Annotated in this window: 26 protein-coding genes and 1 tRNA gene; 15 read left to right on the top strand and 12 right to left on the bottom strand. The window is 67.7% G+C overall.

All coding sequences use genetic code 11. The features are described 5' to 3' along the window. Positions 1-20: 20 nt before the first annotated feature. Entirely contained in the window at positions 21-1,724 is a 1,704-nt protein-coding gene (lysS, locus tag C474_RS03585) for a lysine--tRNA ligase (RefSeq protein ID WP_008384023.1), read from the bottom strand. 4 nt (positions 1,725-1,728) lie between these two features. Continuing rightward, positions 1,729-2,448, bottom strand: a complete 720-nt coding sequence (gene pyrH / locus C474_RS03580; protein WP_008384022.1) for a UMP kinase — start codon at positions 2,446-2,448, stop codon at positions 1,729-1,731. Between the two features lie 146 nt (positions 2,449-2,594). Here pyrH and C474_RS03575 point away from each other — a divergent pair, with 146 nt between their 5' ends. The 3 genes from C474_RS03575 to C474_RS03565 all read left to right on the top strand — a co-directional run bounded on the left by C474_RS03575 (position 2,595) and on the right by C474_RS03565 (position 5,288). After that, entirely contained in the window at positions 2,595-3,374 is a 780-nt protein-coding gene (locus C474_RS03575; protein WP_008384021.1) for a molybdopterin synthase, read from the top strand. A 317-nt stretch (positions 3,375-3,691) separates the two neighbouring features. After that, complete coding sequence (locus C474_RS03570; protein ID WP_008384020.1) at positions 3,692-3,949, top strand: DUF7123 family protein; 258 nt, start codon at positions 3,692-3,694, stop codon at positions 3,947-3,949. 199 nt (positions 3,950-4,148) lie between these two features. Continuing rightward, positions 4,149-5,288: a site-2 protease family protein gene (locus C474_RS03565; protein ID WP_008384019.1), complete on the top strand. Its 1,140-nt coding sequence runs from the start codon at positions 4,149-4,151 to the stop codon at positions 5,286-5,288. A gap of 17 nt (positions 5,289-5,305) precedes the next feature. Here the strand turns inward: C474_RS03565 and thiL are convergent, their stop codons facing one another. Further along, positions 5,306-6,184: a thiamine-phosphate kinase gene (gene thiL, locus C474_RS03560; RefSeq protein WP_008384018.1), complete on the bottom strand. Its 879-nt coding sequence runs from the start codon at positions 6,182-6,184 to the stop codon at positions 5,306-5,308. Between the two features lie 117 nt (positions 6,185-6,301). Here thiL and C474_RS03555 point away from each other — a divergent pair, with 117 nt between their 5' ends. The 7 genes from C474_RS03555 to C474_RS03525 all read left to right on the top strand — a co-directional run bounded on the left by C474_RS03555 (position 6,302) and on the right by C474_RS03525 (position 12,882). Then, entirely contained in the window at positions 6,302-7,336 is a 1,035-nt protein-coding gene (locus C474_RS03555) for a lysylphosphatidylglycerol synthase transmembrane domain-containing protein (RefSeq protein ID WP_049916681.1), read from the top strand. Positions 7,337-7,423: 87 nt separating this feature from the next. After that, positions 7,424-7,879, top strand: a complete 456-nt coding sequence (locus C474_RS03550) for a 30S ribosomal protein S19e (protein ID WP_008384016.1) — start codon at positions 7,424-7,426, stop codon at positions 7,877-7,879. A 109-nt stretch (positions 7,880-7,988) separates the two neighbouring features. Then, the gene (locus tag C474_RS03545) at positions 7,989-8,348 is read left to right on the top strand and encodes a DNA-binding protein (protein WP_008384015.1); all 360 of its coding nucleotides are present in this window, start codon (positions 7,989-7,991) and stop codon (positions 8,346-8,348) included. A gap of 5 nt (positions 8,349-8,353) precedes the next feature. Further along, a complete protein-coding gene (locus C474_RS03540; RefSeq protein WP_008384014.1) occupies positions 8,354-8,944 on the top strand; it encodes a DUF7411 family protein in 591 nt (196 codons plus the stop codon). A gap of 55 nt (positions 8,945-8,999) precedes the next feature. Then, positions 9,000-9,929: an EamA family transporter gene (locus tag C474_RS03535; protein ID WP_008384013.1), complete on the top strand. Its 930-nt coding sequence runs from the start codon at positions 9,000-9,002 to the stop codon at positions 9,927-9,929. A gap of 72 nt (positions 9,930-10,001) precedes the next feature. Continuing rightward, positions 10,002-11,297 (top strand): histidine--tRNA ligase, encoded by a 1,296-nt coding sequence (hisS, locus tag C474_RS03530; protein ID WP_008384012.1) that lies wholly within the window; start codon positions 10,002-10,004, stop codon positions 11,295-11,297. A gap of 154 nt (positions 11,298-11,451) precedes the next feature. Then, the gene (locus C474_RS03525; protein WP_008384011.1) at positions 11,452-12,882 is read left to right on the top strand and encodes a sulfatase-like hydrolase/transferase; all 1,431 of its coding nucleotides are present in this window, start codon (positions 11,452-11,454) and stop codon (positions 12,880-12,882) included. Between the two features lie 4 nt (positions 12,883-12,886). Here the strand turns inward: C474_RS03525 and C474_RS03520 are convergent, their stop codons facing one another. Further along, a complete protein-coding gene (locus tag C474_RS03520; protein ID WP_008384008.1) occupies positions 12,887-14,335 on the bottom strand; it encodes a sulfatase in 1,449 nt (482 codons plus the stop codon). A 175-nt stretch (positions 14,336-14,510) separates the two neighbouring features. Between C474_RS03520 and truA the strand changes: the two genes are divergently transcribed. Further along, complete coding sequence (gene truA, locus C474_RS03515; RefSeq protein ID WP_049916701.1) at positions 14,511-15,329, top strand: tRNA pseudouridine(38-40) synthase TruA; 819 nt, start codon at positions 14,511-14,513, stop codon at positions 15,327-15,329. A gap of 9 nt (positions 15,330-15,338) precedes the next feature. Here truA and C474_RS03510 read toward each other — a convergent pair whose 3' ends face one another. Further along, positions 15,339-16,673 (bottom strand): M28 family peptidase, encoded by a 1,335-nt coding sequence (locus C474_RS03510; RefSeq protein ID WP_008384005.1) that lies wholly within the window; start codon positions 16,671-16,673, stop codon positions 15,339-15,341. A 145-nt stretch (positions 16,674-16,818) separates the two neighbouring features. On the opposite strand from C474_RS03510, the gene C474_RS22500 reads away from it, so the two are divergent. Then, positions 16,819-16,974, top strand: coding sequence for a DUF7563 family protein (locus C474_RS22500; RefSeq protein WP_008384003.1), 156 nt, complete (start codon positions 16,819-16,821; stop codon positions 16,972-16,974). A 526-nt stretch (positions 16,975-17,500) separates the two neighbouring features. Next, on the top strand, positions 17,501-19,306 hold the full coding sequence (gene pepF, locus C474_RS03505; RefSeq protein ID WP_008384001.1) for an oligoendopeptidase F: 1,806 nt from the start codon (positions 17,501-17,503) through the stop codon (positions 19,304-19,306). Between the two features lie 25 nt (positions 19,307-19,331). On the opposite strand, the gene C474_RS03500 is transcribed toward pepF, so the two are convergent. From C474_RS03500 to C474_RS03480, 5 genes are all read right to left on the bottom strand, one after another. Further along, a complete protein-coding gene (locus C474_RS03500) occupies positions 19,332-20,324 on the bottom strand; it encodes a hypothetical protein (protein ID WP_008384000.1) in 993 nt (330 codons plus the stop codon). 14 nt (positions 20,325-20,338) lie between these two features. Further along, positions 20,339-21,157, bottom strand: a complete 819-nt coding sequence (locus tag C474_RS03495) for a hypothetical protein (protein ID WP_008383997.1) — start codon at positions 21,155-21,157, stop codon at positions 20,339-20,341. Beyond that, complete coding sequence (locus C474_RS03490; protein ID WP_008383995.1) at positions 21,154-21,492, bottom strand: hypothetical protein; 339 nt, start codon at positions 21,490-21,492, stop codon at positions 21,154-21,156. The genes C474_RS03495 and C474_RS03490 overlap by 4 nt, the downstream gene beginning before the upstream one ends. Then, positions 21,489-22,373 carry a hypothetical protein gene (locus C474_RS03485; RefSeq protein WP_008383993.1) on the bottom strand — a complete coding sequence of 295 codons (885 nt, stop codon included), beginning with the start codon at positions 22,371-22,373 and terminating at the stop codon, positions 21,489-21,491. Before C474_RS03485 ends, C474_RS03490 begins: the two co-directional genes overlap by 4 nt. Positions 22,374-22,620: 247 nt before the next feature. Then, positions 22,621-22,694: transfer RNA gene (locus C474_RS03480), tRNA-Lys, on the bottom strand. A 123-nt stretch (positions 22,695-22,817) separates the two neighbouring features. Here C474_RS03480 and C474_RS03475 point away from each other — a divergent pair. Next, the gene (locus C474_RS03475) at positions 22,818-24,113 is read left to right on the top strand and encodes a M20/M25/M40 family metallo-hydrolase (protein ID WP_008383992.1); all 1,296 of its coding nucleotides are present in this window, start codon (positions 22,818-22,820) and stop codon (positions 24,111-24,113) included. An 83-nt stretch (positions 24,114-24,196) separates the two neighbouring features. On the opposite strand, the gene C474_RS03470 is transcribed toward C474_RS03475, so the two are convergent. Together C474_RS03470 and C474_RS22290 are read right to left on the bottom strand one after the other, a co-directional pair. Beyond that, on the bottom strand, positions 24,197-24,934 hold the full coding sequence (locus tag C474_RS03470) for a DUF7119 family protein (protein ID WP_008383991.1): 738 nt from the start codon (positions 24,932-24,934) through the stop codon (positions 24,197-24,199). A 123-nt stretch (positions 24,935-25,057) separates the two neighbouring features. Next, complete coding sequence (locus C474_RS22290) at positions 25,058-25,228, bottom strand: hypothetical protein (protein ID WP_008383989.1); 171 nt, start codon at positions 25,226-25,228, stop codon at positions 25,058-25,060. A 313-nt stretch (positions 25,229-25,541) separates the two neighbouring features. On the opposite strand from C474_RS22290, the gene C474_RS03465 reads away from it, so the two are divergent. Next, positions 25,542-25,853 (top strand): hypothetical protein, encoded by a 312-nt coding sequence (locus C474_RS03465; protein WP_008383988.1) that lies wholly within the window; start codon positions 25,542-25,544, stop codon positions 25,851-25,853. Positions 25,854-25,862: the final 9 nt, after the last annotated feature.

Here is a 25,862-nt window from a genome sequence, read left to right as displayed (position 1 = left end):
GGCGTTCCGGGAGGCCGAAACTACTCCGCGCGCCGGAGTCGCTTCACGACGAACGTCCGGTCTAAGTCGCCGAGGAACTCGCCGAGGCGGGGGCCCTGCGGTTGGTCGAAGAACAGGCGGTAGCCCGCGCCGAACAGGTCGCTCACTTCCAGGTCGTGCCGCTTCGCCGTTTCGTATATCTCCCCCTGAATCTCGTCGCCGTCGTGGCCGGCGTCGACGAAGTCGGCGAGTTCGTCTAACGCCGTCTCCACGTCCGATTCGAGGTGGACGTCCGGCATCTCGACCTGCAGGCGGTAGTTGTACGCGTTGTCCATCCGCTCGGCCCACGCGCGGGCCTTCTCGACCCGTTCGAGCGCCTCCTCGATAGCCCACTCGGGGGTGTCCTCGGCGAAGTGACCCTCGTTGCGCGCCATCTCGACGCGCACCTCCCGGTCGTCGGTCATACCGAGGACGGCGGCGAACGTGTACGGGAGGCGGACGCGTTCCTCGCGCACCTCCTCGACCACGAACGGGTACGCCCGTTCGGCGAAGGCGGTGAGAGTCTCGTCGTCCACCCCGCCGAAGTACGCGCGTTCGAAGCGGTCGAAGTCGTCGACCAGTTGGTCCAATCGAGATAAGTCGAGGTTACGCGCCTTCCGCGGGTCCAGGGCGAAGAAGTACCGGAGAACCTCGGGTTCGAGCAACTCCAGAATTTCGGGCACGGTGACGATGTTGCCGGCCGACGAGGAGAGCGCCTCGCCGTTCAGCGTGAACCACTCGTAGGTCATCGGGACGGGGGGTTCGATTTCGAGGACGCTGCGCGCGATGTCCTCGCCGGAGGGCCACGACCCCTCGGCGTGGTCCTTTCCGAAGGGCTCGAAGTCGACGCCGAGCACCTGCCACTGGCCGGGCCACTCGAAGCGCCACGGCAGTTTTCCTTCTCTGAAGGTCGCGGTCCCCTCGTGGCCGCACCCGTCGATGGTTTCGTCGCCGACGGTGAGGTCGGTGCAGACGTAGTCGACCGTCCCCGCGTCGGGGTCGATGTCCGTCACCGTCTCGGTTATCTTCCCGCACTCCCCGCAGACGGGATTGAAGGGGACGTACTCCCCGTCGACCTTCCGCTGGTACTCGCTCAGCACCGCGCGGGCGTTCTCGATATCGGAGAGGACGCGTTCGACGACGGGGTCGAACGCGCCGTCGGCGTACAGCTCGGTGTTGGATATCATCTCGACGGGGACGCCGAGTCGGTCGGCGTCGGCCTTCAGCAGGTTCGCGAAGTGGGCGGCGTACGAGTCGGCCTCGCCGAACGGGTCCGGGATGGCGGTGTAGGGCTTGCCGAGGTTGCGCCCGAGGGCGCCGGCGTCGACGTCGCCGAGGCCGACGATGTTGCCCTCGGTGTCCGCGAGTTTGCGGGGGAGCTTTCGGAGCGGGTCCTTGTCGTCGCTCGTGAACACCTGTCGGACCTCGCGGCCGCGTTCGCGGAGCACCTCGGCGACGAAGTAGCCGCGCATTATCTCGTTGAAGTTGCCGAGGTGGGCGACGCCCGACGGGGAGACGCCGCCTTTGATCACTATCGGTTCCTCCGGGTCGCGCGCCTCTATCTCGTCGGCGACGCTGTCGGCCCAGAACGCGCGGTGCTCGGTGTCGTCGCCGTCGGTCGGTTCGGTCGCGTCGGGGACGCCGGCGGCGTCCGGCGCGTCGTCGCCGTCGGACTCGGCGGCGTCGCGGGTGGAGTCGTCGCTCATCTCTCTATCGCTGCGCCCAGTAGCTCGGTTCGTCGTCGGTGCCGTCGGGGATGATGTCGGTGCCGGAGTGGTCGCCGCGCATCACCGCGTGTTCGATGCGCTCGGGGTCCGTGCCGTCCAAGACGATGGTTCGCATCCGCGAGCGCTCGATGAGTTTGGCGGCGAGGAGGTCGACGGGCGCGGAGGCGCCGGCGTCGCGGCTCAGCGGCGCGATGACGTCGACGAGTTCGGAGGCGGAGAGTTGGTCGTAGCGCGTCGCGCTCTCGTCGGTGTTCGGGTCGGCGTCGAACACGCCGTCGGCGCTGGTCGCGTAGACGAGCAGGTCGGCGTCGACGTACTCGGCGAGGGCGGCGGCCACGGCATCGGTGGTCTGCCCGGGCATGATACCGCCCATGACGGAGATGTCGCCGCGGCGGATGGCGTCGCCGGCTTCCTCGTAGTCGTGCGCCACCTTCGGGTCCACCTTCGGCCCGAGGGCGGCGATGAGGAGGCGCGCGTTGATGCGCGTCACGTCGATACCGATCTGGTCCAGTTGGACCTCGTTCGCACCGAGGTTCCGCGCCGCGGTGATGTAGTCCCGGGCGACGCCGCCGCCGCCGACGACGGTCCCCAGTTCGACGCCCTCTCTGGCGAGTCTCTCGATGACCTCGGCGTGACCCTCGACGCGCCGAGCGTCTAAGTCCGGCGCGAGCACGCTACCTCCGATAGAAACGACGACTCTCATTGGACCGTCGTTGCCGCGAATCGGGCTTAAGGGTTGTCAACCGAGACGGTCGGCGGGTCGGACGGGTGTTCGGCGAGTGGTAAGTCACCGGGAGCGACGGAAGGGGAGTCGACAGCGTAAAGCACGTCGCACGCCGGGTGTCGAGTATGCACGTGCTCGGAGCCGTCGGTCCGGGGGCGACCCCGCTCCTCGAACGGGTCGCCCCTCGTCTCGACGGCCGCGTGGCGACGGTCGAATCGTCCGACGGGGCAGAGATGTCCCCCCGTCCGGACGGCGTCGACGGCGCCTACGCGCTGAGCGAGGACTCGTGGCGCGCCGCGGGTGCGGACCCGGACCTCGAGCGACTGCTGGACGACCTGTCGGCGCGACACGACTACGCCCTGCTCTCGGGCTTTCCCGAGGCCGCCGTTCCCACCGTCGCTATCGGGGGCGCGGACGCGGCGAACGTCGTCCTCGAAGCCCCCGACGCGGACAGGGTCGACGTCGACGAGGCGGTCTCCGCCGCCGAGGCGAGCGACCCGCACGTCACGCTGTCGACGCTCGTCGAACGGGTCAAGCGGTCGCCGCGGGCCGACCGCGCCGGCGCGATAGCGACGTTCACCGGGCGCGTCCGCGCGAAGGACGCCGAGGACGACGCGCGGACGACGCGGCTGACGTTCGAGATGTACGAGGGCGTCGCCGAGGAGAAGATGCGCGAAATCGAGTCCGAGATAGCCGACCGCGACGGCGTCTACGAGGTGACGATGTTCCACCGGACGGGAGTCGTCGAGGACGGCGAGGACATCGTGTTCGTTGTCGTCCTCGCGGGTCACCGCGGCGAGTCGTTCCGCGCCGTCGAGGACGGTATCGACCGCCTGAAGGACGAAGTGCCCATCTTCAAAAAGGAGACGACCGTCGAGGAGAACTTCTGGGTCCACGACCGGTGACGACCGCCGCGGACGCGTCGGACGAACGACTGACGCGCGTCGCCGCGGCGGTCCGTCCCCGGCCACCAACAGGAAGGTTTTGCCTACTGTAGTCCGGTAACATCCGGATGACACCCGAATTCCGGTCCGGTGAATATCATCCAGTGTGAGGTCGCAATAAAGAGTTAGAAGCGGTTGTGAACTATCTGCGTCCTCCTGAGCGAGTTTTGGAGCGACGCTTTTCGACGGTTTACGGTTGAAATCGGCCGAATTACCCCTAGCGTTCACCACTTTATATTCTCCCCCGACGGCTTACGGAGAAGTGAGGTGACACAAAGATGAGCGCAACTGCGAACCCCTCCCACGACGCCGCGAACGAGCTCTCGAAGGAAGACCGTCTGAAGCAGTACCTTCAGGAGAAGGCACAGGACGGCGAGATGTACTTCAAATCCAAGTTCATCGCGGACGAAGTCGATCTCTCCCCGAAGGAGATCGGCGCGCTGATGGTGAAGCTCACCGACTCCGCGACCGAACTCACCATCGAGAAGTGGTCGTACACGAGTGCGACCACGTGGCGCGTGGCCCCCGCGGCGTAGCCGCACCGCCCTGCGGAACTCGCGGATAGCAACAGTCGTTCGGTCGACGCTCCGCTCGACCCGGACTCGAATCGGCGCTCGAACTCGGCGTCGGTGGCCGCCCCCGCCGCCGATACCCGACGGTCCCCGACCGTCACCCACCTTCCTCCGCATTCCCCCGGCACGAAGTTTATACGAGAGAGCGACGTATCCCGTTTCGATGGATTCTGGCGATTCGGTGGAACTCCCGCCGGTCGAGGCCCTTCAGTCGGTCTTCAACCTCCACGAGACCCGCCGCGACGGGGAGCACGTCCTCTACTACGGCGAGTCGCTGGTGCCGGAGCGCATGCTCGTTCGGGAGGTGTGGCCGGCGTTTCGGAACGCGGGATACGAGATTCACGTCACCAGTGCGCCGTCGGGCCGCGAGGACGTGGTCGTCGCCCGCCCCGTCACGCCCGGCGTCGACGGCATCCCCTGGAAAAACGTCGCGCTGTTCCTCGCGACCGTCGTCTCGACGATGGTCGTCGGCGCACTCATGTGGTACCACATCCCGTTCGCCGAGGTTCGGGCGAACCCCCTCGCTGTCCTCCAGGCGTGGCCGTTCACGGCCGCCGTTCTCGGCGTGCTGACGACGCACGAACTGGGCCACTACGTCGCCAGCCGCTACCACGGCGTCGACGTCTCGCTACCGTATCTGGTCCCGTTCATCTTCCCGTTCGGGACGATGGGCGCCATCATCCAGATGCGCGGGCAGATGCCCGACCGGAAAGCGCTGTTCGACATCGGCGTCGCCGGCCCCCTCGCCGGTCTGGTCGCCACCGTCGTCGTCACCGCCGTCGGCCTCTTACTGGCGCCGATGAGCGTCCCCGAGTCGCTGGTGCGCGAAGGTGGACAGGTCATCGTTTTCAACAATCCGCCGCTGCTGGACCTCATCGCCGCGGCGCTCGGTCGGCCGACGGGCTACGACGACCCGACGGTGGCCGTCCACCCGGTGGTCATCGGCGGGTGGGTCGGGATGTTCTTCACCGTCCTGAACCTCCTGCCGGTCGGCCAACTCGACGGCGGCCACATCGTCCGCGCGATGTTCGGCGAGGCGCAGGAGCGAATCGCGGCGGTCGTGCCCGTCGTCCTGTTCGGACTCGCCGCCTACCTCCACTACGTCCGCGGGTACACCCTCAACGAGTCGGTCGGCCTGTGGGCGTTCTGGGGACTGCTCTCCGTGGCTATCGCCTACCGCGGCCCGGCGAACCCCGTCGACGACTCGCCCATCGGCACCTCACGGATGGCGCTGGGCGTCCTCACGTTCGTGCTCGGCGCGCTCTGTTTCCTCCTCGTCCCCATCGAGATAACGACGATGTGACGCCGAGGGGGAGTGACTCAGTCGTCCGCGTGCGTGTACCCCTCGTCTCGGAGGGGATCGCCGTCGGCGACGACGCCGCCGTCGGTCACGTCGCCCAGAACCGTCAGCGGCACCGAGAGCGCCGACCGCGCCGCCCCGACGGCGTCCGCGGGGAGCGTGAACACGAGTTCGAAGTCCTCGCCGAAGGCGGCGGCCATCTCGCGTTCGTCGGCGGCGTCCGCCGCGTACTCGGTCACGGCGTCGTGAACCGGGAGGCGGTCCCACTCGACGGCGAACCCGCAGTCGGAGGCTTCCGCGAGTTGGTGTAGCGAGCGGGCGAGGCCGTCCGAGGAGTCCATCATCGCTGTCGCGTACGGGCGGAGGGCGACGCCGGCGCCGACGCGGGGGGCGAACCGGAAAAGGTCGTTCGCCCGTTCGTCGTCGTCCGCCTCGAACGCGCGGAGGGCGGCCGCGCTCCGACCCAGAGCGCCCGTGACGCACACCACGTCGCCGGGCGATGCTCCGGCCCGGCGGAGGGGGGTATCCGTCTCGCCGAGGGCGGTGGTCGCGACGGTGAACTCGTCGTGGATGTCCAAGTCGCCGCCGACGTAGTCGGCTCCGACCGACTCGCAGACCTCGCGCGCGCCGGTGACGAAATCGCGTAACTCCATCTCGTCGAGCGACGGCGCGCCGTAAGCGGCGACGGCCGCCGTCGCGTCGGCGCCCATCGCGGCCACGTCCGACAGCGAGGCGGCGACGGCGCGCCACCCGGCGGTGTAGCGCGTCGTCCCCGCGGGGAAGTCCGTCGAGTCGTGGAGCATATCGGTGGTTATCACCAGTCCGTCCACGACGGCGGCGTCGTCGCCCGCATCCGGGAGGTCCGCCGCGAGAAGGCGGAGCGCCGAGCGTTCGTCCATGTGCGGTCCTCCGCGTCGACGAACAAAAACCTCGCCGTCGCGGAGCGTGCGTCAGTCGTTCGCACGCCGGCGTGCGGTTTCGATGGGTTGATTGCGTTCTCCCCCGAGGTACGGGACATGGCTCGCGAGAACCTCCGCGCCACGATTCTGGGCTTTCTCGGCGCGTTCGCGGTGTTCGCGCTGCTGTTCTACTTCGCGGGCGTCGACAAGTTGGTCGACACGCTGCAGATGGCCGACTACTCCATCGTCGCCCTCGTCGTCGTCGCGACGCTGGCGTGGTTAGTAGCGTGGAGCTTCGCGCTCCGGACCGTCCTCGGCGTCCTCGGCGTCGAACTCTCGCTGGCGAAGTCGTTTTTCGTCTTCTCGGGGGCGATGTTCTCGAACAACATCACCCCGTTCGGGCAGGCCGGCGGGGAGCCGGTGACCGCCTACCTCATCTCGCGGTCGGCCGACGCCGAGTACGAGACGAGCCTCGCGGCCATCGCCAGCGTGGACACGCTGAACTTCGTCCCCTCCATCACCATCGCCCTCGTCGGCGCGGCCTACTACGCGAGCGAGATTACGCTCGGGACGAACCGCGACCTGCTGCTCGCCCTCGTCGTCGTCGTCGTCCTCGCGGTGACGGTGCCGGCCGCCGCCTACCTCGCGTGGCAGCGACGCTACCGGCTCGAATCCCGCGCCGTCTCGGCGTTCACCCCCGCCGTCCGGACGGTGGCGAAGTACGTCCCGCGCGTCCCGGTACCGACCGAAGAGGGCATCGAGCGCCGCGTCAACGGCTTCTTCCGCGCCATCGAGCGCATCGCGACGAACCCGCGGGGCCTCGCGTTGGCGCTCGGCGCCTCGACGTTCGGATGGTTCTGCCAGATGGTCGGACTGTGGCTGGCCTTCCGGGCTATCGGGGTTCCCATCCCGCTGTCCGTCGCGATGCTCGTCGTCCCCATCGGCGCCATCGCGGGCGTGACCCCCCTTCCCGGGGGCGCCGGCGGCATCGAGACGGTTCTCGTCGCTCTCCTCCTCGCCGCGCCGTTGCCGGCCGTCACCAAATCCATCGCGGCCGCCGCCGTCGTCGTCTTCCGCGGGGCGGTGTACTGGGTGCCGACGCTGCTCGGCGGGGGCGTGATGGGGTGGATCAGTCTCCGGAGTTCGTCGTGAGGCGTCGTCCGGCGTGAGACGGTGCCACACCCGCCGTAGCGGCGATACGATGGCTTTAAACGACGCCATCCAGAATATCGACGCAAGATGGTAACCCTCTACGACGTTCCGGCCGACGACCTCATTGAGGACGTCGCTGAGCGCCTCGAAGACCGCATCGAAGCAGCCGACTGGATGAACTACGCGAAGACGGGACAGACCAAAGAGCTCCCGCCCCAGCAGGAGGACTTCTGGCACGTCCGCGCGGCGTCGCTGCTCCGCAAGGTCGCCATGAACGGGCCGGTCGGCGTCGACCGCCTCTCGACGGAGTACGGCGGCCGCAAGCGCGGCTCGAACCGCTACGTCGTTTCGGGCAAGCACGCCGACACCGGCAGCAAGAACATCATCCGAACCATCCTCCAGCAACTCGAAGAAGAGGGACTCATCCGCACGGCGCAGGGCGAAGGCCGCCTCGTCACCGACGAGGGTCGCAGCTTCCTCGACAACGCCGCCGCCGACGTGTTCGAATCGCTCGACCGGCCGGAACTCGAACGCTACGCGTAGTTCTCCGAGGGCCGCGACGCCCGATTTTCAGAATCACGAAGGCCGAGAGTGTCAGCTTCGCCGCGTCTCGTCCGTAATCGTTTTCAAAAACGCGAGCGAATCTGTACGTATGAGCGGGAACCCAGACGACGAGCGATTGGAGAAGCTCCGACAAGAGAAGATGCAGGAACTGCAGGAGCAGGCCGGGGGGCAGGGCGGTCAGGGTAACGAGGCCGCACAGGACGCCGCCCGCGAACAGGCGGAGGCCCAGCAGGACGCCCTGCTCAAGCAGCATCTCACCGACGGCGCCCGCCAGCGACTCAACGCGGTCGAGATGTCGAAGCCCGAGTTCGCCGAGAAGGTCAAAAAGCAGCTCACCGCCCTCGCACAGAGCGGACGCATCCAGGACCGCATCGACGAAGAGCAGATGAAGGGGCTGCTGAAGGAGCTCCAACCGGACTCGAAGAGCTTCAACATCCGGCGGCGATAGGCGGCGTGGACCTCGCGCTCCTCTACAGCGGCGGGAAGGACTCGACGCTGGCCGCCCTCCTACTCGATTCGTTCTACGACGTGACGCTCGTCACCGCCCGGTTCGGCGTCACCGAGGACTGGATTCACGCGCAGGACGCCGCGGACCGACTCGGCTACGAGTTCGACAGCGTCGAACTGGACCGCGAGGTGGCCGAGGAGGCCGTCGCGCGGATGGTCGAGGACGGCTACCCCCGCAACGGCATCCAACGCGTCCACGAACACGCTCTCGAACGCGTCGCGGAGTTGGACGTCGTCGCCGTCGCCGACGGAACGCGCCGCGACGACCGAGTGCCGACCGTCTCGCGGGCGCAGGCCCAGAGCCTTGAGGACCGTCACGACGTGGACTACCTGGCCCCCCTCTCGGGGTTCGGCCGGCGCGCCGTCGACAGGATGGTCGACGCCACCCTCGACGTGGAGAGCGGCCCCTCAGAGGAGATATCGAAGGGTGACTACGAGGGCGAACTCCGCGCGCTCATCGCCGAGGAGCACGGTCAGGAGACGGTCTCGCACGTGTTTCCCGACCACAACCAGACGTACGTCCGCGGGCTGAAGTGAGCCGCCGAGACGCGAGTCGAACGACTCTTGGCCCGAGAAGGGTACCGACCCCGTAATGGTCGCTCTCGAACCTGGTATCCTCTACTCCGTGGTCGCCGCCCTCATATGGGGCGTGTACATCTTCCTCCTCAAACAGCACTTCGGCGGCTACCCCGGTCCCGTCGTCACCGTCGTCGTCAACGCGTTCGCCATCCTCTGGTATCTGCCCGTCACCGCGACGCAGACCGACTTCGGGTCGGTACCGACGCTCGGCGAACTGGGCCTCTTCGGCGTCAGCGTCGTCGCCGGAACGGGCGCCTTCGTCGGCCTCGCGTTCGTCCTGTTCTTAGATGCGCTGGCGGACGGGGACGTCTCCTACGTCGCGCCCATCAACAAGCTCGCTCCCGTCTTCGTTCTCCCCATCGAAATCGTCCTCCTGAACCAGTTTCTCGGACCGCTCCAGATCGCGGGCGTCGTCGTGGCGACGCTGGCCGTCTACGTCGCCAACTACCGGGGCGGGTCGCTCGCGGACCCTCTCCGACGGGCCGTTCACTCCCGACCCGCGCAACTCGCCCTCGCCAGCGCCGCGTGCTACGCCGTCAGCGACGTCGGAAAACGCGTCGCACTGCAGGAACTCGCCATCCCCACGACCGCCTGGGTGCCCGCCGTTTTGGTCACCGCCGGGGTGGCCGTCCTGCCCGTCGCGCTCCGCCGGTGGACGAGCGTTCGCGACGCGCTACCGCGGTTCGCCGCCATGGGAGCCCTCGTCGCTCTCGGCGAACACATCACCTCGGCGGCGTTCGCGCTCGTCCCCGCGAGCGTCGCCTCGCCCATCATCAACACGCAGGCCATCGTCGCCGTGATTCTCGGGGGCGTACTCCTGCGCGAACGCGACTTCGGCATCCGACTCGTCGCGGCGGTGCTGGCCGTCGCGGGCGTCTCCCTCATCGCCGTCGGCGGCGGCTTCCGCTCCCTCGGCGACGTCGCGGCCGCGCTCCCGTTCTGACGGTCGGTCAGCGGCCGGGCGGCGGCGTCCGCGTTCAACAGTTTCAAGCGCGCGACCCCCGAATCGCCGCCCATGTACGACCGACTCAAGGGATTTCGCGACTTCTACCCCGAGGAGATGTCCGCCCGGCGGCGGACGTTCGACGCCGTCGAGGACGCGGCGGCACGGTACGGTTTCCGCGAGATAGGGACGCCGACGCTCGAACGGACGCAGATGTACGTCGACAAGAGCGGCGAGGAAATCGTCGAGGAACTGTACGCCTTCGAGGACAAGGGGGGCCGCGAGGTATCGCTGACGCCGGAACTGACGCCGACCGTGGCCCGGATGGTCGTCGCCAAGCAGCAGGAGTTGTCCAAGCCCATCAAATGGGTCTCCACGCGTCCGTTCTGGCGCTTCGAGCAGGTTCAGCAGGGGCGCTTCCGCGAGTTCTACCAGACGAACGTCGACGTGTTCGGCTCCTCGGAACCCGAGGCGGACGCGGAGGTGCTGGCCGTCGCCGCCGACGCCCTCACCTCGCTGGGTCTCACGGGCGAGGACTTCGAGTTCCGCGTCTCCCACCGCGACATCCTCGGCGGCCTGCTGGACTCCTTCGACGCCGACGTCGACACCCGCGAAGCCGTCCGCGCCGTCGACAAGCGCGCGAAGGTGGAGGACGAGGAGTACCTCGGTCTGCTCTCGGACGCCGGCCTCTCCTACGATCAGGCCCGCGAGTTCGACGACCTCATCGCCGCGGGCGACCTCGACGAAATCGCCGAGTTCGGCGGCGACGACGTGGCCGACGCCGTCGAGAACCTCCGGAACGTGCTCGCCGCCGCCGAAGACTTCGGCGCGGGCGAGTTCTGCGAGGTGTCGCTGACGACGGCCCGCGGTCTGGACTACTACACGGGCGTCGTCTTCGAGTGCTTCGACTCCACCGGCGACGTCTCGCGCGCGGCGTTCGGCGGCGGCCGCTACGACGACCTCATCGAGGAGTTCGGCGGTCAACCGACGCCTGCCGTCGGCGTCGCCCTCGGCGACGCGACCCTCCAACTGCTCTGTGAACGCGCGGGCGTCTGGCCCGACGAGGAACTGCGGACCGACTACTACGTGCTCACCGTCGGCGACACGCGCGGCGTCGCCTCCCGGGTGGCCCGCGACCTGCGCGACGGCGGCAACGTCGTCGAGACGGACGTGGCCGGCCGCAGTTTCGGCGCGCAGATGGGCTACGCCGACTCCGTGAACGCCGAGACGGTCGTCATCGTCGGCGAACAGGACTTAGCGAACGACGAGGTGACGGTGAAGGATATGGAGAGCGGCGACCAGACCACCGCGCCCGTCGAGGACTTCCCGGGCGACCGCGAGCGACCGACGTACGACGACTTCGCGTGAGCGACTGAGTCGGACGCGCGCGACAACGAACGAAGAACCACCGCGGGCGGGACTTTCGAGGTTATTCTCGGCCGCACGCACGGGAGAGCCGTGACTGCTTAGTCCGGCTAATCGGCCGTCAGATATACCACGAGCCGCGGATTCGTCATTGAGTATGACCGACACGCGCCCCAACGTGTTGTTCCTTCTCACGGACCAAGAGCGCGCGGACCTCCTCGCCCCGGACGGCCTTCCCGTCGAGACGCCGAACCTCGACCGACTCCGCGACGAGGGGACGTGGTTCGACCGGGCGTACACGCCCGTGAGCATCTGTACCAGCGCGCGGGCGTCGCTTCTCACCGGTCTGTACCCGCACGCCCACGGCATGCTGAACAACAGTCACGAGGCCGACGCCGTCCGGACGGACCTGCCGGAGGACCTCCCCACGTTCGGCGAGTTGCTCGCCGAGTCGGGGTACGAGAACGGCTACGCGGGCAAGTGGCACGTCGGGCGGACCAGGGGCCCCGAGTCGTTCGGCTTCGAGTACTTCGGCGGGAGCGACGACCACCACGACGAGGCGTTGGACACGCGCTACAAGCGCTACCGGGAATCGCTCGACGTCGGCGAGGAGACGGTCGAGGACGCCGTCTACGCCGACGACGGGGAGGGCGGGATGGTCGTCTCCGGAACGACGTCGCTCCCGCCGGAGGCGACGCGGACGTACTTCCTCGCGGAGTTGACGATAGACGCCATCGAACGCCGGGCCGAAGGGGGCGACGCGCCGTTCTTCCACCGGACGGACTTCCTCGGCCCGCACCACCCGTACGTGGTGCCCGAACCCTACGCCTCGATGTACGACCCCGACGACATCGACCCGTGGCCCTCCTACGCCGAGACGTTCGAGGGGAAACCGCGGGTCCACGAGGAGTACACCCGGTACCGCGGCGTCGAGGAGTTCGACTGGGAGACGTGGGCCGAACTGGTGGCGAAGTACTTCGGCTTCATGACGTTCATCGACGACCAGGTCGGCCGGATACTCGACGCCCTCGAAGCGCACGGCCTCGACGAGGAGACGGCGGTCGTCCACGCCGCCGACCACGGCGACTTCACCGGGTCGCACCGCCAGTTCAACAAAGGGCCGCTGATGTACGAGCAGACCTATCGGATTCCGCTCGTCGTCCGCGACCCCACGCGGGAGACGGTCGACGAGATCGACGCGTTCGTCCGCCTGCAGGACCTGATGCCGACGTTCCTCGAGTGGGCCGACGCCGAGGTTCCCAGTGAACTCCACGCGCGCAGCCTCCTCCCCCTCCTCGCCGGCGACGAACCCGACGACTGGCCCGACTCCGTCTACGCGCAGTACCACGGCGACGAGTTCGGCCTCTACTCCCAGCGGATGCTTCGAACGGAGCGCTACAAGTTCGTCTACAACGGGCCCGACAGGAACGAACTGTACGACCTGCGAACGGACCCCCACGAACTGCGGAATCTCGTGGACCACCCGCACTACGAGGACGAGAAGCGGGAACTACAGGAGACGCTGGCGGAGTGGATGGACGAAGTTGCGGACCCGCTCGGAAAGTGGGTACCGAAGACGTTCCGCTGAGAAACTACAGGTAGCCGAGGTCCGAGAGTCGCTCCCGGGTCGAGTCGGTCATCGACACCTCGCCGCTCTGCTCCGCGTGGTCGAACGAGTCCAGCCACTGGTCGAGTCGGTCCGAGAGCAGTCGGGTCCGCTCCTCGTTGCCCGACGCGCGGTTCCACGTCTCGTCCGGGTCGCGGTCGACGCGGTAGAACCACTCGTTGCCGTCGGAGGCCTGCACGTACTTCTCCTCGTCCGTCCGGACCGAGCGGAGCGAGCGGTCGAACTCGCGGACGCGGTCGGGAATCTCGTCGAATCGCTCCGCGAGTCTGTCGGGCGACGGTTGCGGGGCGACGTACTCCGCGAAGACGGCGTCCCGCGGGTCCGAGTCGGCGTCGGGGTGGAGCGACCGAGCGTGCATCTGTCGGCGGAACTCGGGCGCTTCGACGCCCGCGGCGTCGAGGAGCGTCGGCGCGGCGTCGAGCGTCTGGACGAGGCCGTCGCGCCGTCCCTCCTCGAACGGCCCGCCGTGGAACACCATCGGGACGTGCAACAGCGAGTCGTACAGGTTGTACTGGTGGCCGAAGAAGCCGTGGTCGCCGATGTTCTCGCCGTGGTCGCTGAGGACGACGAATATCGTGTCCTCCCACTCGCCGGCGGCCGTGAGGGCGTCGCGGACGCGGGCGATGTGGTCGTCGGTGTAGGCGAGGGAAGCCCGGTAGAGCGCGTGGAGTATCTCGAACTCGCGGTCGTTCAGTCGGTACTCTCCCACGTCGTACGCCCGGGGGTCCTGCCGGAGCGTCATCGCCTCGTCGTACGTCGTATCGGGGGGGAGATACCGCTCGGCGTACTCGCGCGGCGGGCGGTACTCGACGTGCGGTTCGACGTAGTTCAAAAAGAGGAAGAACGGCGGCTCCGCGTCCCGGCCGCCGAGCCACGACTCCACCCACGAGGTGGCGCGTTCGGCGCCGTCGCCGTTGGCCAACTCGTCGTAGACGAGGTTCACCGCGTTGACCACCGGGTTGCCGTCGAACAGGCGGTCGCTCGCGGCGCGGAGTTTCGCCATCGGGTGTTCGGCGCGGGTGACCGTCCCGAGGTCGGTGTCCGACTGGATGTACTGCCAGCCCTTCCGGAGCGTGTCGAACCCGCGGTGGAAACCGAACTCCTCCGTCACCCAGGTGTTGTTCGAGACGCCGACCGTCTCGTAGCCGTCGTCGCGGAACGCCTCCGCCAGCGTTCGCAGGGAGTCGTCGAGGTAGGTGTGGTCGCCGTGCGCGCCGTGCTGGGAGGGATAGACGCCGGTAAACAGCGAGGCGTGCGAGGGGAGGGTCCACGGCGCCGCGGAGAAGGCGTTCGTGAATTCCGTTCCTGACGCCGCAATGTCCCCGAGCGTCGACATCGGGGACGACGACGCGGGCACCGTGTCGCGGCCGCGGACGGTATCGACGACGGTGACGACGACGTTCGGTCGGCTCATCCGCCGCACCTCTCCGCCCCTCCGCCCGACTCGGACGGCGGAGTGTAACCGAGACGTAACTTTCGAGCCATTATGATGGGAAAATTAGTTCAAACGCGGTTTGTTCTTTGGGCTGTATATACAACCTCACGCCGAAATCGTGGAGAATAAGGCCGAACGACGCCGAGCGGAGTTCGTGCGCGCCTTCCGAATCGCCTACGACGGCCGCCCGTTCTACGGCTTCCAGCGTCAGCCGTCGGTGCCGACGGTGGAGAACGAACTGTTCGACGCCCTCGACCGATTGGGCGCGTTCGACGCCGAGGCCGACCGGAAACCGCCCGGCTACGCCGCCGCCGGTCGGACGGACGCCGGCGTCTCCGCCCTCGGCCAGACCGTCGGGTTCGACTGCCCGGAGTGGTGCACGCCGCGCGCGCTGAACGCGGAACTGCCCGCCGACGTCCGCGCGTGGGCCGCCGCCGACGCCCCCGAGGACTTTCACGCGACCCACGACGCGGTCCGCCGCGAGTACGTCTACGACCGGTACGCGCCGGACGCGGACCCCGCACTCGCCCGTGCGGCGGCCGACGCCCTCTCCGGCGAACACGACTTTCACAACCTCACCGGCGACGACGACGGGACGGTCAGGGACCTCTCGGTGGACGTCGACCCCGACGGGGAGTTCCTCGTCGTGCGCGTCGCCGCCGACGGATTCTCCTACGAACTCGTCCGCCGCCTCGTCAGCCTCGTCCACGGCGTCGCCGCGGGCGACCGGTCGCCGGCCTCCGTCAAGGACGTTCTCGGCCCCGAACCGCTAACGGGGGCCGAGGCCGTCCCCGCCGCGCCGCCGGAACCGCTCCTGCTCGAACGGGTGGTCTACCCGGCCCTGACGTTCGAGCGCGACCCGCAGGCCGCCGAGAGCGCCGTAGACATCTTCGAGTCGCGACGCCGAGACGGACTCGTTCGCGCCCGCGTCGCCGGGCGGATTCGCGCGGGCGTCGGGGAAGGCGAGGAGTGAGTCCCGGCTCTACTCCCACTCGGCCGGCCAGAGGTCCGCGGCGCGCATCCCCGTCTCGAAGTCGGCCGCGCGGAAGGCGTCGGCGAGTTCGTCGGCGTCGAGTCGGGGGAGTTTCTCGAAGTCTCTCCCGGCTAGTTCCTCGACCAAGAGCGCCGCGAGCATGGCGTGCTCTCGGATGTTCCGGTCGTCCACCTTGTCGCGAGTGTCGGCGTGGGTGTGGCCCCACCCGCGACCGCGTTCGCCGCTGTCGCTGTGGAGTTGGAGGGCGGGGACGCCCGCTCGGACGAACGGCCACTGGTCGCTGAACGGGTGGGGTTCGGACTGCACCTGAATCGGGTGTCGGGTCTCGTCGGCCACCGTCCGGGCGACGTCCGCCGTCGCCTCCGAGGTGTGCGCCATCGCCACCAGGTCGCGGAACCGCCCCGCACCGTCGACGTTCACCACGGCTTTGATGCGGTCGCGGTCGAGATCCGACGCGAGGTGCTCCGCGCCGGTCAGCCCCGTCTCCTCGCAGCCGACGCCGGCGACACGGACGCCGACCGGGAGGTCGAGTTCGGCCAGGATTCGCGCCGCAGTGACGACGGTGGTGATGCCGCACCCGTTGTCGAGGGCGCCCTCGGCGATGTCGTGGGCGTCGTAGTGCGCCAGCAGGACGACCTCTTCGTCGGTGTCCGGTCCGAGTCGTCCGACGACGTTTCGGCTCTCGCCGTCGGCCGTCTCCGCCTCGACGGTCAGGCGCGCCTCGGCGCTCTCTTCGGCGTAGTCGGTCAACCAGCCCCCGGACTCCTTGCTGACGCCGACGGCGGGGGCGGCCGCCTCCCCGTCGAACTTCAGCGACCCGGTCGGCGGGAGTTGCCCGGGGACGTGGTTGACGAAGACGAACGCCTCCGCCCCGCGTTCGACGGCGTAGCTGAACTTCTCCATGCGGTGGACGAACCGGCCGCCCGGCGGCGTCGTCGTTGAGGCGACGGCTATCTTCCCCGCCACGTCCCGTTCGTCCACCTCGTCGGGCGTGCCGTGACCGACGTCGACGAGTTCGCCCGTCACGTCGCCGGACGGCGAGTACGGCAGGGCGACGGTCTCGAACTCGCGGTCCTCGGTCGTCACCGCGAGCGCCGACGACCCGCGAGTCCACGCCTGCATCTCGAAGGACTCCTCGCGCACGTCGCGGACGCCGGCGTCGCGGAAGGCGTCGGCGACGAGTTCGGCCGCGCGGCGTTCCCCCTCGCTACCGCCCATCCGGTCGCCGAGTCGGGTCAGTCGGGTCAGAAACTCCCACGGTTCGTCGTCGGTCCACGTCCGTCCGAGCGCGGCGTCTCTCGCAGTCTCGTCGTGGTCGTCCATACCACGCCGTCGCCGGAGAGGGCGAAAGAGGTTGTGGAGACGGCCGGACGGGCCGGAGGCGTCGCCGACCGACGGCTCCGAGAAGCACAGCTCATACGGGTAATGGCCCTAAATTTTATCCACAATTGCTGCTAAAAACAGGTCGATGCCGAAGTGTGATAACTGCGGTTCGTTCGTGACGACGGAGTACGTCCGCGTGTTCGCCCCAGAGGACATGAAGAATCCGCGGGTGTGCCCGAGTTGCGAGGACAAGGTCAGAGACGGTGGTGACGTGCGGGAGGCCCGCGCGACGCGCCACTGATCGCTGCCCGGTATCGAGACGCGACCGTTCGATCGGTTTTTGACGGACGGGCGCCGTGGCGGGCGCCCGTCGACCCCACCCTCTCACCGTCGAGCGACTGCCGTCTTTGAGGGGTGTTTCCGCTCGGACCCAAACCACTTAGGCGACACTGATAGGATGTTATCGACAGTAGGTATGAGTGCGGCACGGGCGTGACGGCGTTCGTGCCACGAAACGTGCCGGCGTTCGTCGGAACGTTGCGGACCGGTCTTCCCCGACGCGGTTCGCAGGTAGGCACCCTCGACACCCCACCACCCCCACCCCCACCCACCCCGACCCTGAAACCCCGCCTGCATGCGGCCTGCGGCGCCGTCCCCCCCACCACGGCGCCTCGGTCGTCCGCGGTCCCTCCTTCCCACCCCACCCCCACTCCCTTTCGCGTGACACTACCCCCGTAGCCGAGCGGTTGCGCCGTCGAGACCTGCGACAAGCGGCAGGCGCGGTGGAATCGACAAAGCTTACCACGACACCGTCGCTCTCAGGAGGTATGAGTTCGGTTCCCGAGCGGAGCGACATCGACGCCGAGTACAAGTGGGACTTAGAGAGCATCTACGCGAGCGACGAGGACTGGGAGGCGGCGTTCGAGGACGTACAGAGCCGGCTTCCGGATATCGCCGCCTACGAGGGGCGCGTGACCGAGAGCCCCGAAACGCTGTTGGAACTGCTCGAACTGGAGGAGGAGCTGATGCGCGACGTCTCGAAAGTTGCGAGTTACAGTAGCCTGCGGAGCGCCGAGGACACGCGGAACCAGGAGTACCAAGCGCTGCAGGCGAAGGCGGAGTCGCTGGCCTCCGAGGCGCGGTCGACGGCGAGTTTCGTCGAACCGGAGCTACAGGAACTGAGCGAGGAGAAACTATCGGAGTTTCTCGAGGTGGAACCCGAACTGCACGAGTACGAGCACTACTTCGACGACGTGCTCCGGATGAAACCGCACACCCGGTCGGCCGAAGTCGAGGAACTCCTCGCGGAGTTGGGCGAAGTCGCCAGCGCCCCGAGCGACATCTACGGCATGCTGTCGAACGCGGATATGACGTTTCCCACCGTCGAGAACCCCGAGGGCGAGGACGTCGAGATATCGCAGGGTAACTTCACGAAACTGCTGAAACACCCCGACCGCGAGTTCCGCCGGACGGTCCACGAGGAGTTCTACGACGAGTGGGCGGACGTGCGCAACTCGGTCGGTACCGCGCTGAAAAACAGCGTGAAGAAGGACGTGAAGTACGCCAACGCCCGCCGCTACGACACGGCGCGGGAGGCTGCCCTCGACGGTCCGAACGTCCCCGTCGAGGTGTACGACAACCTCGTGGAGACGGTCCGCGACAACCTCGAGTACCTCCACCGTCACGCGGAACTGAAGCGGCGAGCGCTCAACGTGGACGAACTGGAGATCTGGGACCTCTACATGTCGCTGACGGGCGAAGAGGGACCGGGAGTCACCTACGAGGAGGCCAAAGAACACATCGTCGAGGCCGTCGCTCCCCTCGGCGAGGCGTACCAGTCGCGGGTCGAGGAGGGACTGGAGGACCGCTGGGTCGACGTCTACGAGAACCGGGGCAAGCGCTCGGGTGCGTTCTCTTCGGGCACCTACGACACCCAGCCGTTCATCATGATGAACTACCAGGACGATATCGCCTCGATGTTCACCCTCGCGCACGAACTCGGCCACTCGCTGCACTCCGAACTGGCCAAGGACGAACAACCCTGGCAGTACGCCGACTACACCATCTTCGTCGCGGAAGTCGCCTCGACGGTGAACGAGACGCTCCTCACTCACTACCTCTTGGAGAACGTCGAGGACGACGAGTTCCGCACGCACGTCCTCGACGAGTACCTCGAACGCTTCCGGTCGACGCTGTACCGCCAGACGATGTTCGCCGACTTCGAACATCAGATACACTCGATCTCAGAGGACGGGGGCGCGTTGACGCCCGACCGCTTCGACGAACTGTACGGCGACCTGAAAGGGGAGTTCTACGCGAACGCGAACGTCGACGACAGGATAGCCCGCGAGTGGATGCGCATCCCTCATTTCTATTATAACTACTATGTATATCAGTACTCGACGGGTATCTCCGCCGCCGTCGCCATCGTCGAACGCATCCTGAGCGAGGGCGAGGACGCCGCGGCCGACTACCGCGAAGCGCTGGCGCTCGGCGGGTCGAGGTACCCAATCGAGGTGCTGGAGACGGCCGGCGTCGACATGGCCTCGCCCGAACCCATCGAGTCCGCGCTGTCGGTGTACGGCGAGTACCTCGACGAGGCGGCCGACCTGCTGGACCTCGAAGACGAGTAGAACGAGTAGCAGAATCGGGGGCCGGTTACCGCTTGCCGCGCGCGGTGGAGAAGCGCCCCGCCTTCCCCATGTCCGACCGCGAGGAGGGGACCGTCGAGAGTCGGCCCCGGGACCCGGATGTCGACTGCCTCGGACTGTCCTCCCGCTTTTCGTCGTCCTCGGCGTCCTCGACGGCGTCCGCCTCCGCGGCCTCCTCGTCGACGTCCGCGGCGTCCGCTTCGGCCTCCGCCGCGTCCGCTTCGGTCTCTCTCTCGTCGTCGCCGACGAGTTGCCGCAGACGATTGACGTGGTCCTCCAGTTCGAGGAGTTCGTCGTCTCCGTCCTCGCCGTCCGAGCCACCGGAGTCGTCCGACTCACCGTCGCGTTCGGCGTCGTCGGAATCCTCGTCGCTCACCGCCTCGGCGGCGGCGTCGACGACGGCTTCGACCGTGCCCGCGTCCTCGTCGTCCTCCTCCGCCGCGGACTCCTCGTCGGGGTCGTCGTCGGACAGTTCGTCTTCGCTCTCGTCCGAGCCCTCATCGGGCAGTTCGCCCTCGTTCTCGTCCGCCCCGTCCTCGGCTCCCTCGTCCGCTCCGTCGCCGCCGAGGATGTGGCCGAGTCGGTCGATGTACTCCTCGAGGGCGACGCCGTCGTCGGCCGCCTGCGCGTCGCCGGCGATCCGGTCCACGCGTTCGGCCCGTTCCTCGGCGGACAGATCGGACCACGACTCGCCGAGGTCGGCCAGTTGAAGCAGCGTCCGCAGTTCGACGATGGCGTCGGCGTCGGCGTCGCGGATGGCGGCCGGGAGGTCGACCGGTTCGGCGTCGTCGGGGACGTTCTCGAATCCAGCGACCTCGAGCAGTTCCTCCAGCGACGCTTCCGAGAGGGCGTCCGCGAGTCGCTCGACGGGGTCGCGGAGCGTCTCCGCTTCCTCTCCGTCGAGTTCGTCGTCGCCGCTCTCGGCGTGTACCTCCTCGGCCGTCGCCGCCGCTTCTTCGAACGCGCCGGCGAGTTCGGGGTCGGAGTCTGAGTCGGTCATGGTGTCTCCCGTCGCTACGACGATTCGTCGTCGTCGCTCTCGTCGCTTTCGCTCTCGTCCTCGCTCGCTTCCTCTGCGTCGTCCGAGTTATCCTCACCCTCGGACTCGGAGTCTTCGGCGTCCTCGTCGGCGTCGAAGTTGTCGACGATGGCGTCTATCATCTCGTCTCGCTGCTGGTTGGCTTTCACGCCGGACTGCTTGGCGATGGACTGTATCTTCGAGTATTCCATCATCTCCAGCAGTTCGCGGTAGGTCTCCTTGCGGAGTTCGTCCATGTCGCCGGCGGCGAGTCTCTCGGCCGCGCTCTCGGCTTCCTCCGCGACGGCGTCGGCCGCGTCTCCGGCCGCGTCCTCCGCGCTCTCGGCGGAGTCCTCCGCTTGCTCTGCGGCATCGCTGGCGGTCTCTTTCGCCTGCTCCGCCGCGTCACCCGCTGTCTCCTTCGTCTCCTCTCCGGCGTCCGCCGCCGCGTCCTTGGCCGCCTGCTGTCGCTCTTCGAGTTGGTCGACGAGGCCCCGGAACGCGTCGCCGAGGGGCTGTTTGAACTCGGGTTTCTGAAGCGTCCGGCCGAGCGCAACGACCAGCGAGCGACCGATCTTACCCGCGAGCGACGGGTCCTCGTCGTCCCAGAACGTCAGTTTCGAGAGGGTCCACCGTACGACTCCTCGGCCGACGACGCGCCCGAGAGTCTCACCGACAGTCTCGCCGATGGAACGACCGAGCGACTCTCCGTCCAAGTCCTCGGTTACGTCGCCGCCCGTGAGCGCCGACCCGACGTCGATTTCGTCTACGACGTCGTTGGCGATTCGATTCGCCATCTCCGAGGAGTCGGTCACGACTCCTCACCCCTGTCGGTAGACGAGTCCGTCTCGTCGCTGTCGCCGTCGGAGTCGTCCTCGTCGTCGTTGTCGTCATTGTCGTCCGCGTTCTCAGCCTCCGAGTCGTCGTCTGCCGACTCCTCCTCGTCGTCGCCGGACAGAAGCGGCTGGATAACCGCCGTGCCCACGACGCCGCCGACCCAGGCACCGACGTGACGGCCGACGAACGCGCCGATGGTTTCGCTGGCGGTCGACTCCCCGTCGAACTCGTCCGCCAGGGGCGTGTCGGAGAATACTTCCGCGAAGTCGACGTTCTCGAACGCGCCACTGACGGCCGGCGTCTCGTCGCTCATGCTTCAGACCCCGAACTCGACTCCGATTTGTCGGAGCCGTCGGAGCCGTCGGAGTCGTCGAACAGTTGAGTGACGAGTTCTTTGAGCACCGACGTCAGGATTTCGTCCATCGGGATGTCGGCGAAGGCGTCGCTCAGGCTCTCTTTGATGGAACCCGCCCCCGACGCGAGCGCGTTCTGAGAGTTACCTTCGCCCTCACCTTCGCCGTTGCCCTCGCCCTCGCCCTCTCCCGACGACCCGCCACCGAGTCCACCCAGCAGGTCGCCGAGGAGTCCTTGGAGTCCGCCTCCGAGGTCGCCGAGGAGTCCTTGGAGTCCGCCTGCGAGGCCGCCGTCGAGAAGCCCCGCAACGGACGACAGCAGATTGCCGAGGAGGTTGCCCGAACCGGGCGTCGCCTCCAGTTCGAGGACGACCCGTTCGAGGTCGACTTCCAGACCGAGGAGTTCGAGGAAGAGCCCCTTCAGGTCGAGGAACAGAATGGAGGTAGAGCCCTCCGTGTCGGGCGACGGCGGGGACTCGTCACCGGGGTGGAGCGCTCCGTCCTCGCTCTCGCCCTCCTCGTCCGACTGGTCACCTTCGGCCGCGTCTTCGCCTTCTTGAGACCCGTTATCGCCGGACTCCGCCTCTTCCTCCTCGGACTCGTCGTCGCCGGATTCCGTCTCTTCCCCCTCGGACTCGTCGTCGCCCTCCGACTGGTCGTCCTGTGACCCCTCGCTGCCGGAGTCGGAGTCAGAGTCAGAGTCGGACTCCGACTGGTTGTCCTCCTCATCCTCCGCCTGTCCGCCGTCGGTGACGAGGCGCTCCTCGTCGAGGACTCGGCTGTGGTTCGGTCGTGCCGTCGCGAGAGCGTCGTCGTCGGTGTGGTCGCGTGTGTCTGACATTGTTCCTGTACTCACATCCCGCGTTGCGCACAAAGGATTTCTGGCTGATTTCGTCTTAAACCGTCCGAACCCTGGATTTCAAGGAAGCTACAAGACACGAGAGCTGAAATTTTTATCTGATCGTGGATGAATTAATTCGGGCTCGAAGTAACGAAGACAGACCGACGAACCACGGGAAGCGCCGCGCCCCGGTTCAGTTCTCCCTCCGGGTTACGACACCGCTCGCTATCGCTCGCGGGTCTCAAAACGGGCCGGGAGGGACTTGAACCCCCGACCGTCTGGTTAAAAGCCAGACGCTCTGCCAAACTGAGCTACCGGCCCTCGAAAACACCTAACTGGCGGGCGGTGATAAGCGTTTACAAATAAAGGGAAGCGGGCGACTTCACGGCGAACGAATCGCCCTCGCGTAGGCTCTTGTACCGTGACACCGTGGGTCGAAGCACCATGGATGAACATCCCGCCGACACCCCGATGGGGGCGTTCGTCGGCCGACTGCTCCGCTTCGAGACCACCGACGGCGAGGAGGCCGAGGCGCAGGCGTGGCTCCGCGAGAAGTTCGAGGAGTTCGGCCTCGACGTCTACGAGTGGACCGCCGACGCCGAGACGCTCGCCTCGCACACGTCGTTCCCGGACGACCCCGACGTGATAGACGTGACCGACCGACCCAGCGTCGCCGGCGTCGCCGAGTTCGGCGACCCCGACGCGGGGCCGACGCTCGTGCTGAACGGGCACACCGACGTGGTGCCCGCGGACACGGAGAACTGGTCGTCGGACCCCTACGAACCGGTCTGGTCCGACGGGAAACGCGGCGCCGAACTCACCGCCCGCGGCGCGGCAGATATGAAGTCCGGGCTGAGCGCCTGCGTCTTCGCGGCGCGCGACTTACTCGAACGAGACGAGAACGGCGAGTTGGACGGCGCGAACGGACGCGTGGTGGTAGAAGCCGTCGTGGGCGAGGAAGAGGGCGGCATCGGGGCGGCCGCGGCCGCGCTCGACAACCCCTATCCGTTCGACCGCGACGCCGCCATCGTCGCCGAACCGACCGAACTGCGCTGCATCACGGCGACGGAGGGGACGGTGATGAAGCGCCTGCGCGTCCGAGGACGGGCGGCTCACGCGGCGACGCGGTGGAAGGGCGAGGACGTACTCCCGCACTTCGAGCGCATCCGACAGGCGTTCTTCGAGTTGGAGACAGAACGCGGCGAGTCCGTCTCGCACCCCCTGTACGAGGAGTACCCTATCCCGTGGCCCGTCGTCGTCGGCATCGTGCGCGCGGGGTCGTGGTCGTCGTCGGTGGCCGGGACGCTCACCGCCGAGTGGCGCTTCGGCGTCGCCCCCGGCGAGACGGTCGAGGAGGTGGAGGCGCAGTACGAGGAGCGGTTGGCCGAAGTCGTCGCAGAGAGCGACTGGCTCTCCGAGCATCCGCCGTCGTTCGAGCGGTTCACCATCCAGTTCGAACCCGCCGAGATAGACGCCGACGAACCGGTCGTGGAGTCGCTCCGCGCGGCGATGGCCGAGACGGGACACGACGACACCGACCCGACGGGCGCGACGTACGGCGCGGACTCGCGGCACTACGTGGCGGCCGGCATCCCGACCGTGGTGTACGGTCCCGGAACGGTCGAACAGGCGCACTTCCCCGACGAGACGATTCCGTGGGGCGAAGTAGAGACGGCGAAGGAGACGTACGTCGAGGCGGCGACGCGGTTCCTTCACACTGCCGGCCGTAAGAGCGAGTAAGTCGTCTCTCGGAACCAGCAGTTTCACTCGCACGAACACCGCTGTCCGTCGTACCTTCGTTCGATAGATTACGGCCGACAGTATCAGTCGAAGTAGTCCGCGAGGGCGTCGTCGACGATATCGCCCGGCGACCGATTTTCGAGCGAGGCCCGACGCCGGAGTTCGCGGTACTGGTCGGGCGAGAGGCGGAGTTCGACGCGACCGAAGCGCACGCCGCGTTCGGTCAACGCCTCCCCGACCGGACGGCCGTCGTTCACCTCGCTTGCGACGCGGCGGACCTCGCGGACGGTCAGATCCCCGTCGAGGACGGCCCACGCGAGGTCGAAGCGGTCGGGACCGGCGACGCGGGCGATGTGCTTTGCGGCCGTCGGCGCGATGCGCCCGCGGGCGACGTATCTACGGACGGCCTGCGGGAGGTCGTGCACGCGCGCCCACTTGCGGATGAACGCGACGGAGACGTCGCCGCCGGCGCGTTCGGCGGCCGCCTTGTACGACCCGACGCCGCGGACGAGGGCCGCACAGGCCGCCGCGCCGCGGAGCATGTACACGTTGTCCTCGTCGCCGACGGTGTTCTCCGAGAAGGCGCGGACCGTGTCGGCCGCCTCCGCGACGCTGTCGGGGTCCTCGGGGTCGAAGCCGACGGCTTCGTCCGCTCTGTCGCCGGTGATGGCGGGGTCCGCGCGGACGACGGGCCGGCCGACCGGTTCTTCGCGGTCCGCCGGCAGCGGTCGTCGCCCCCCGTCGGTCTCGGGGGAGACACCCGCCGCTCGACCGTCCTCGGCAGTGTGGTCGTCGTTGGCTGGCCGCTCGTCGTCCGTCATTCGTTGATTCGAGTAACGGTCCGGTCGGCAAAAGCCTCTCCCTGCCCGGCAACGTCTGCGGTCGGTGGAGAGAGGCGGGGAGACATCGTGAACTGAGGGACGGACCGAGTGTCCGTCACCGGGTTACTCGTCGCGGCCCTCGGAGAGGTGTTCCCAGATTTCGGTGCAGCCGGCGCCGTCGTCGAGCGACTTCAGGTGCTCGTAGTCGTCTTCGGTCTCCTCGTCGCCGTCGGGCGAGTCGGAAAGCTCCTCGTCGCGGGTCGTCTCAGTGTTGGATTCGAGGTCGGGACTCATTCGTGGAGTAGAGAGGTGCGGGAGTACAGTTCGGGCGCGACGTCCGCCGAGACGTGCTGTCTTCGACCAGATGGTCGGTCTATCGTGTCGGTCATCAAGTAGTCGAACGGGCGGCACGCGGATAAGCGCCTCTTCGGGAGTAATCCGTACCTTTACTCCGGGAAAGGGGAATCGATTGCTGGTAACTCGGATGCGGGAAGCAGTTCGAAATCGGCCGACGTAGGTCGATTTCTCCGTCGATCCACCGTCACTGACGGAGTCGTCGTTTGCTCGCGCCGTCAGAGTGGGGTGGCGCGCCCCCGTACCGACGACGATGGTAGTTGCCCTTCGCATCCTGGACGACGGCGCGTGGGTGTCGGTCAACGACGACCGGAAGGTGAGCGTGAGCGAACTCTGGCGCTTCCCGGGCCGCGAATTCTGCAGATGCGACCTGACCGACATGGTCGTCGAGGGGTTCGTCGACGTCGGCGTCGACGGCCGGACCGTCGAGGTTCGGGCCTACGGCCAGTGCATCGCCTGCGGGGAATCCGCGACGACGAAGTGGATGCCGGTCGGTCGCATCGTCGACGGCGCGTTCCGTCACATCGACCGCGAGGGCGTCCTCCGCCCGGTAATCGGCCAATAACCGGCAATA

Origin of the sequence: Halogeometricum pallidum JCM 14848 (genome assembly GCF_000337095.1) — an archaeon.
Taxonomy (GTDB): Archaea; Halobacteriota; Halobacteria; order Halobacteriales; family Haloferacaceae; genus Halogeometricum; species Halogeometricum pallidum.
This window is presented reverse-complemented; position numbering and strand designations above follow the sequence as displayed.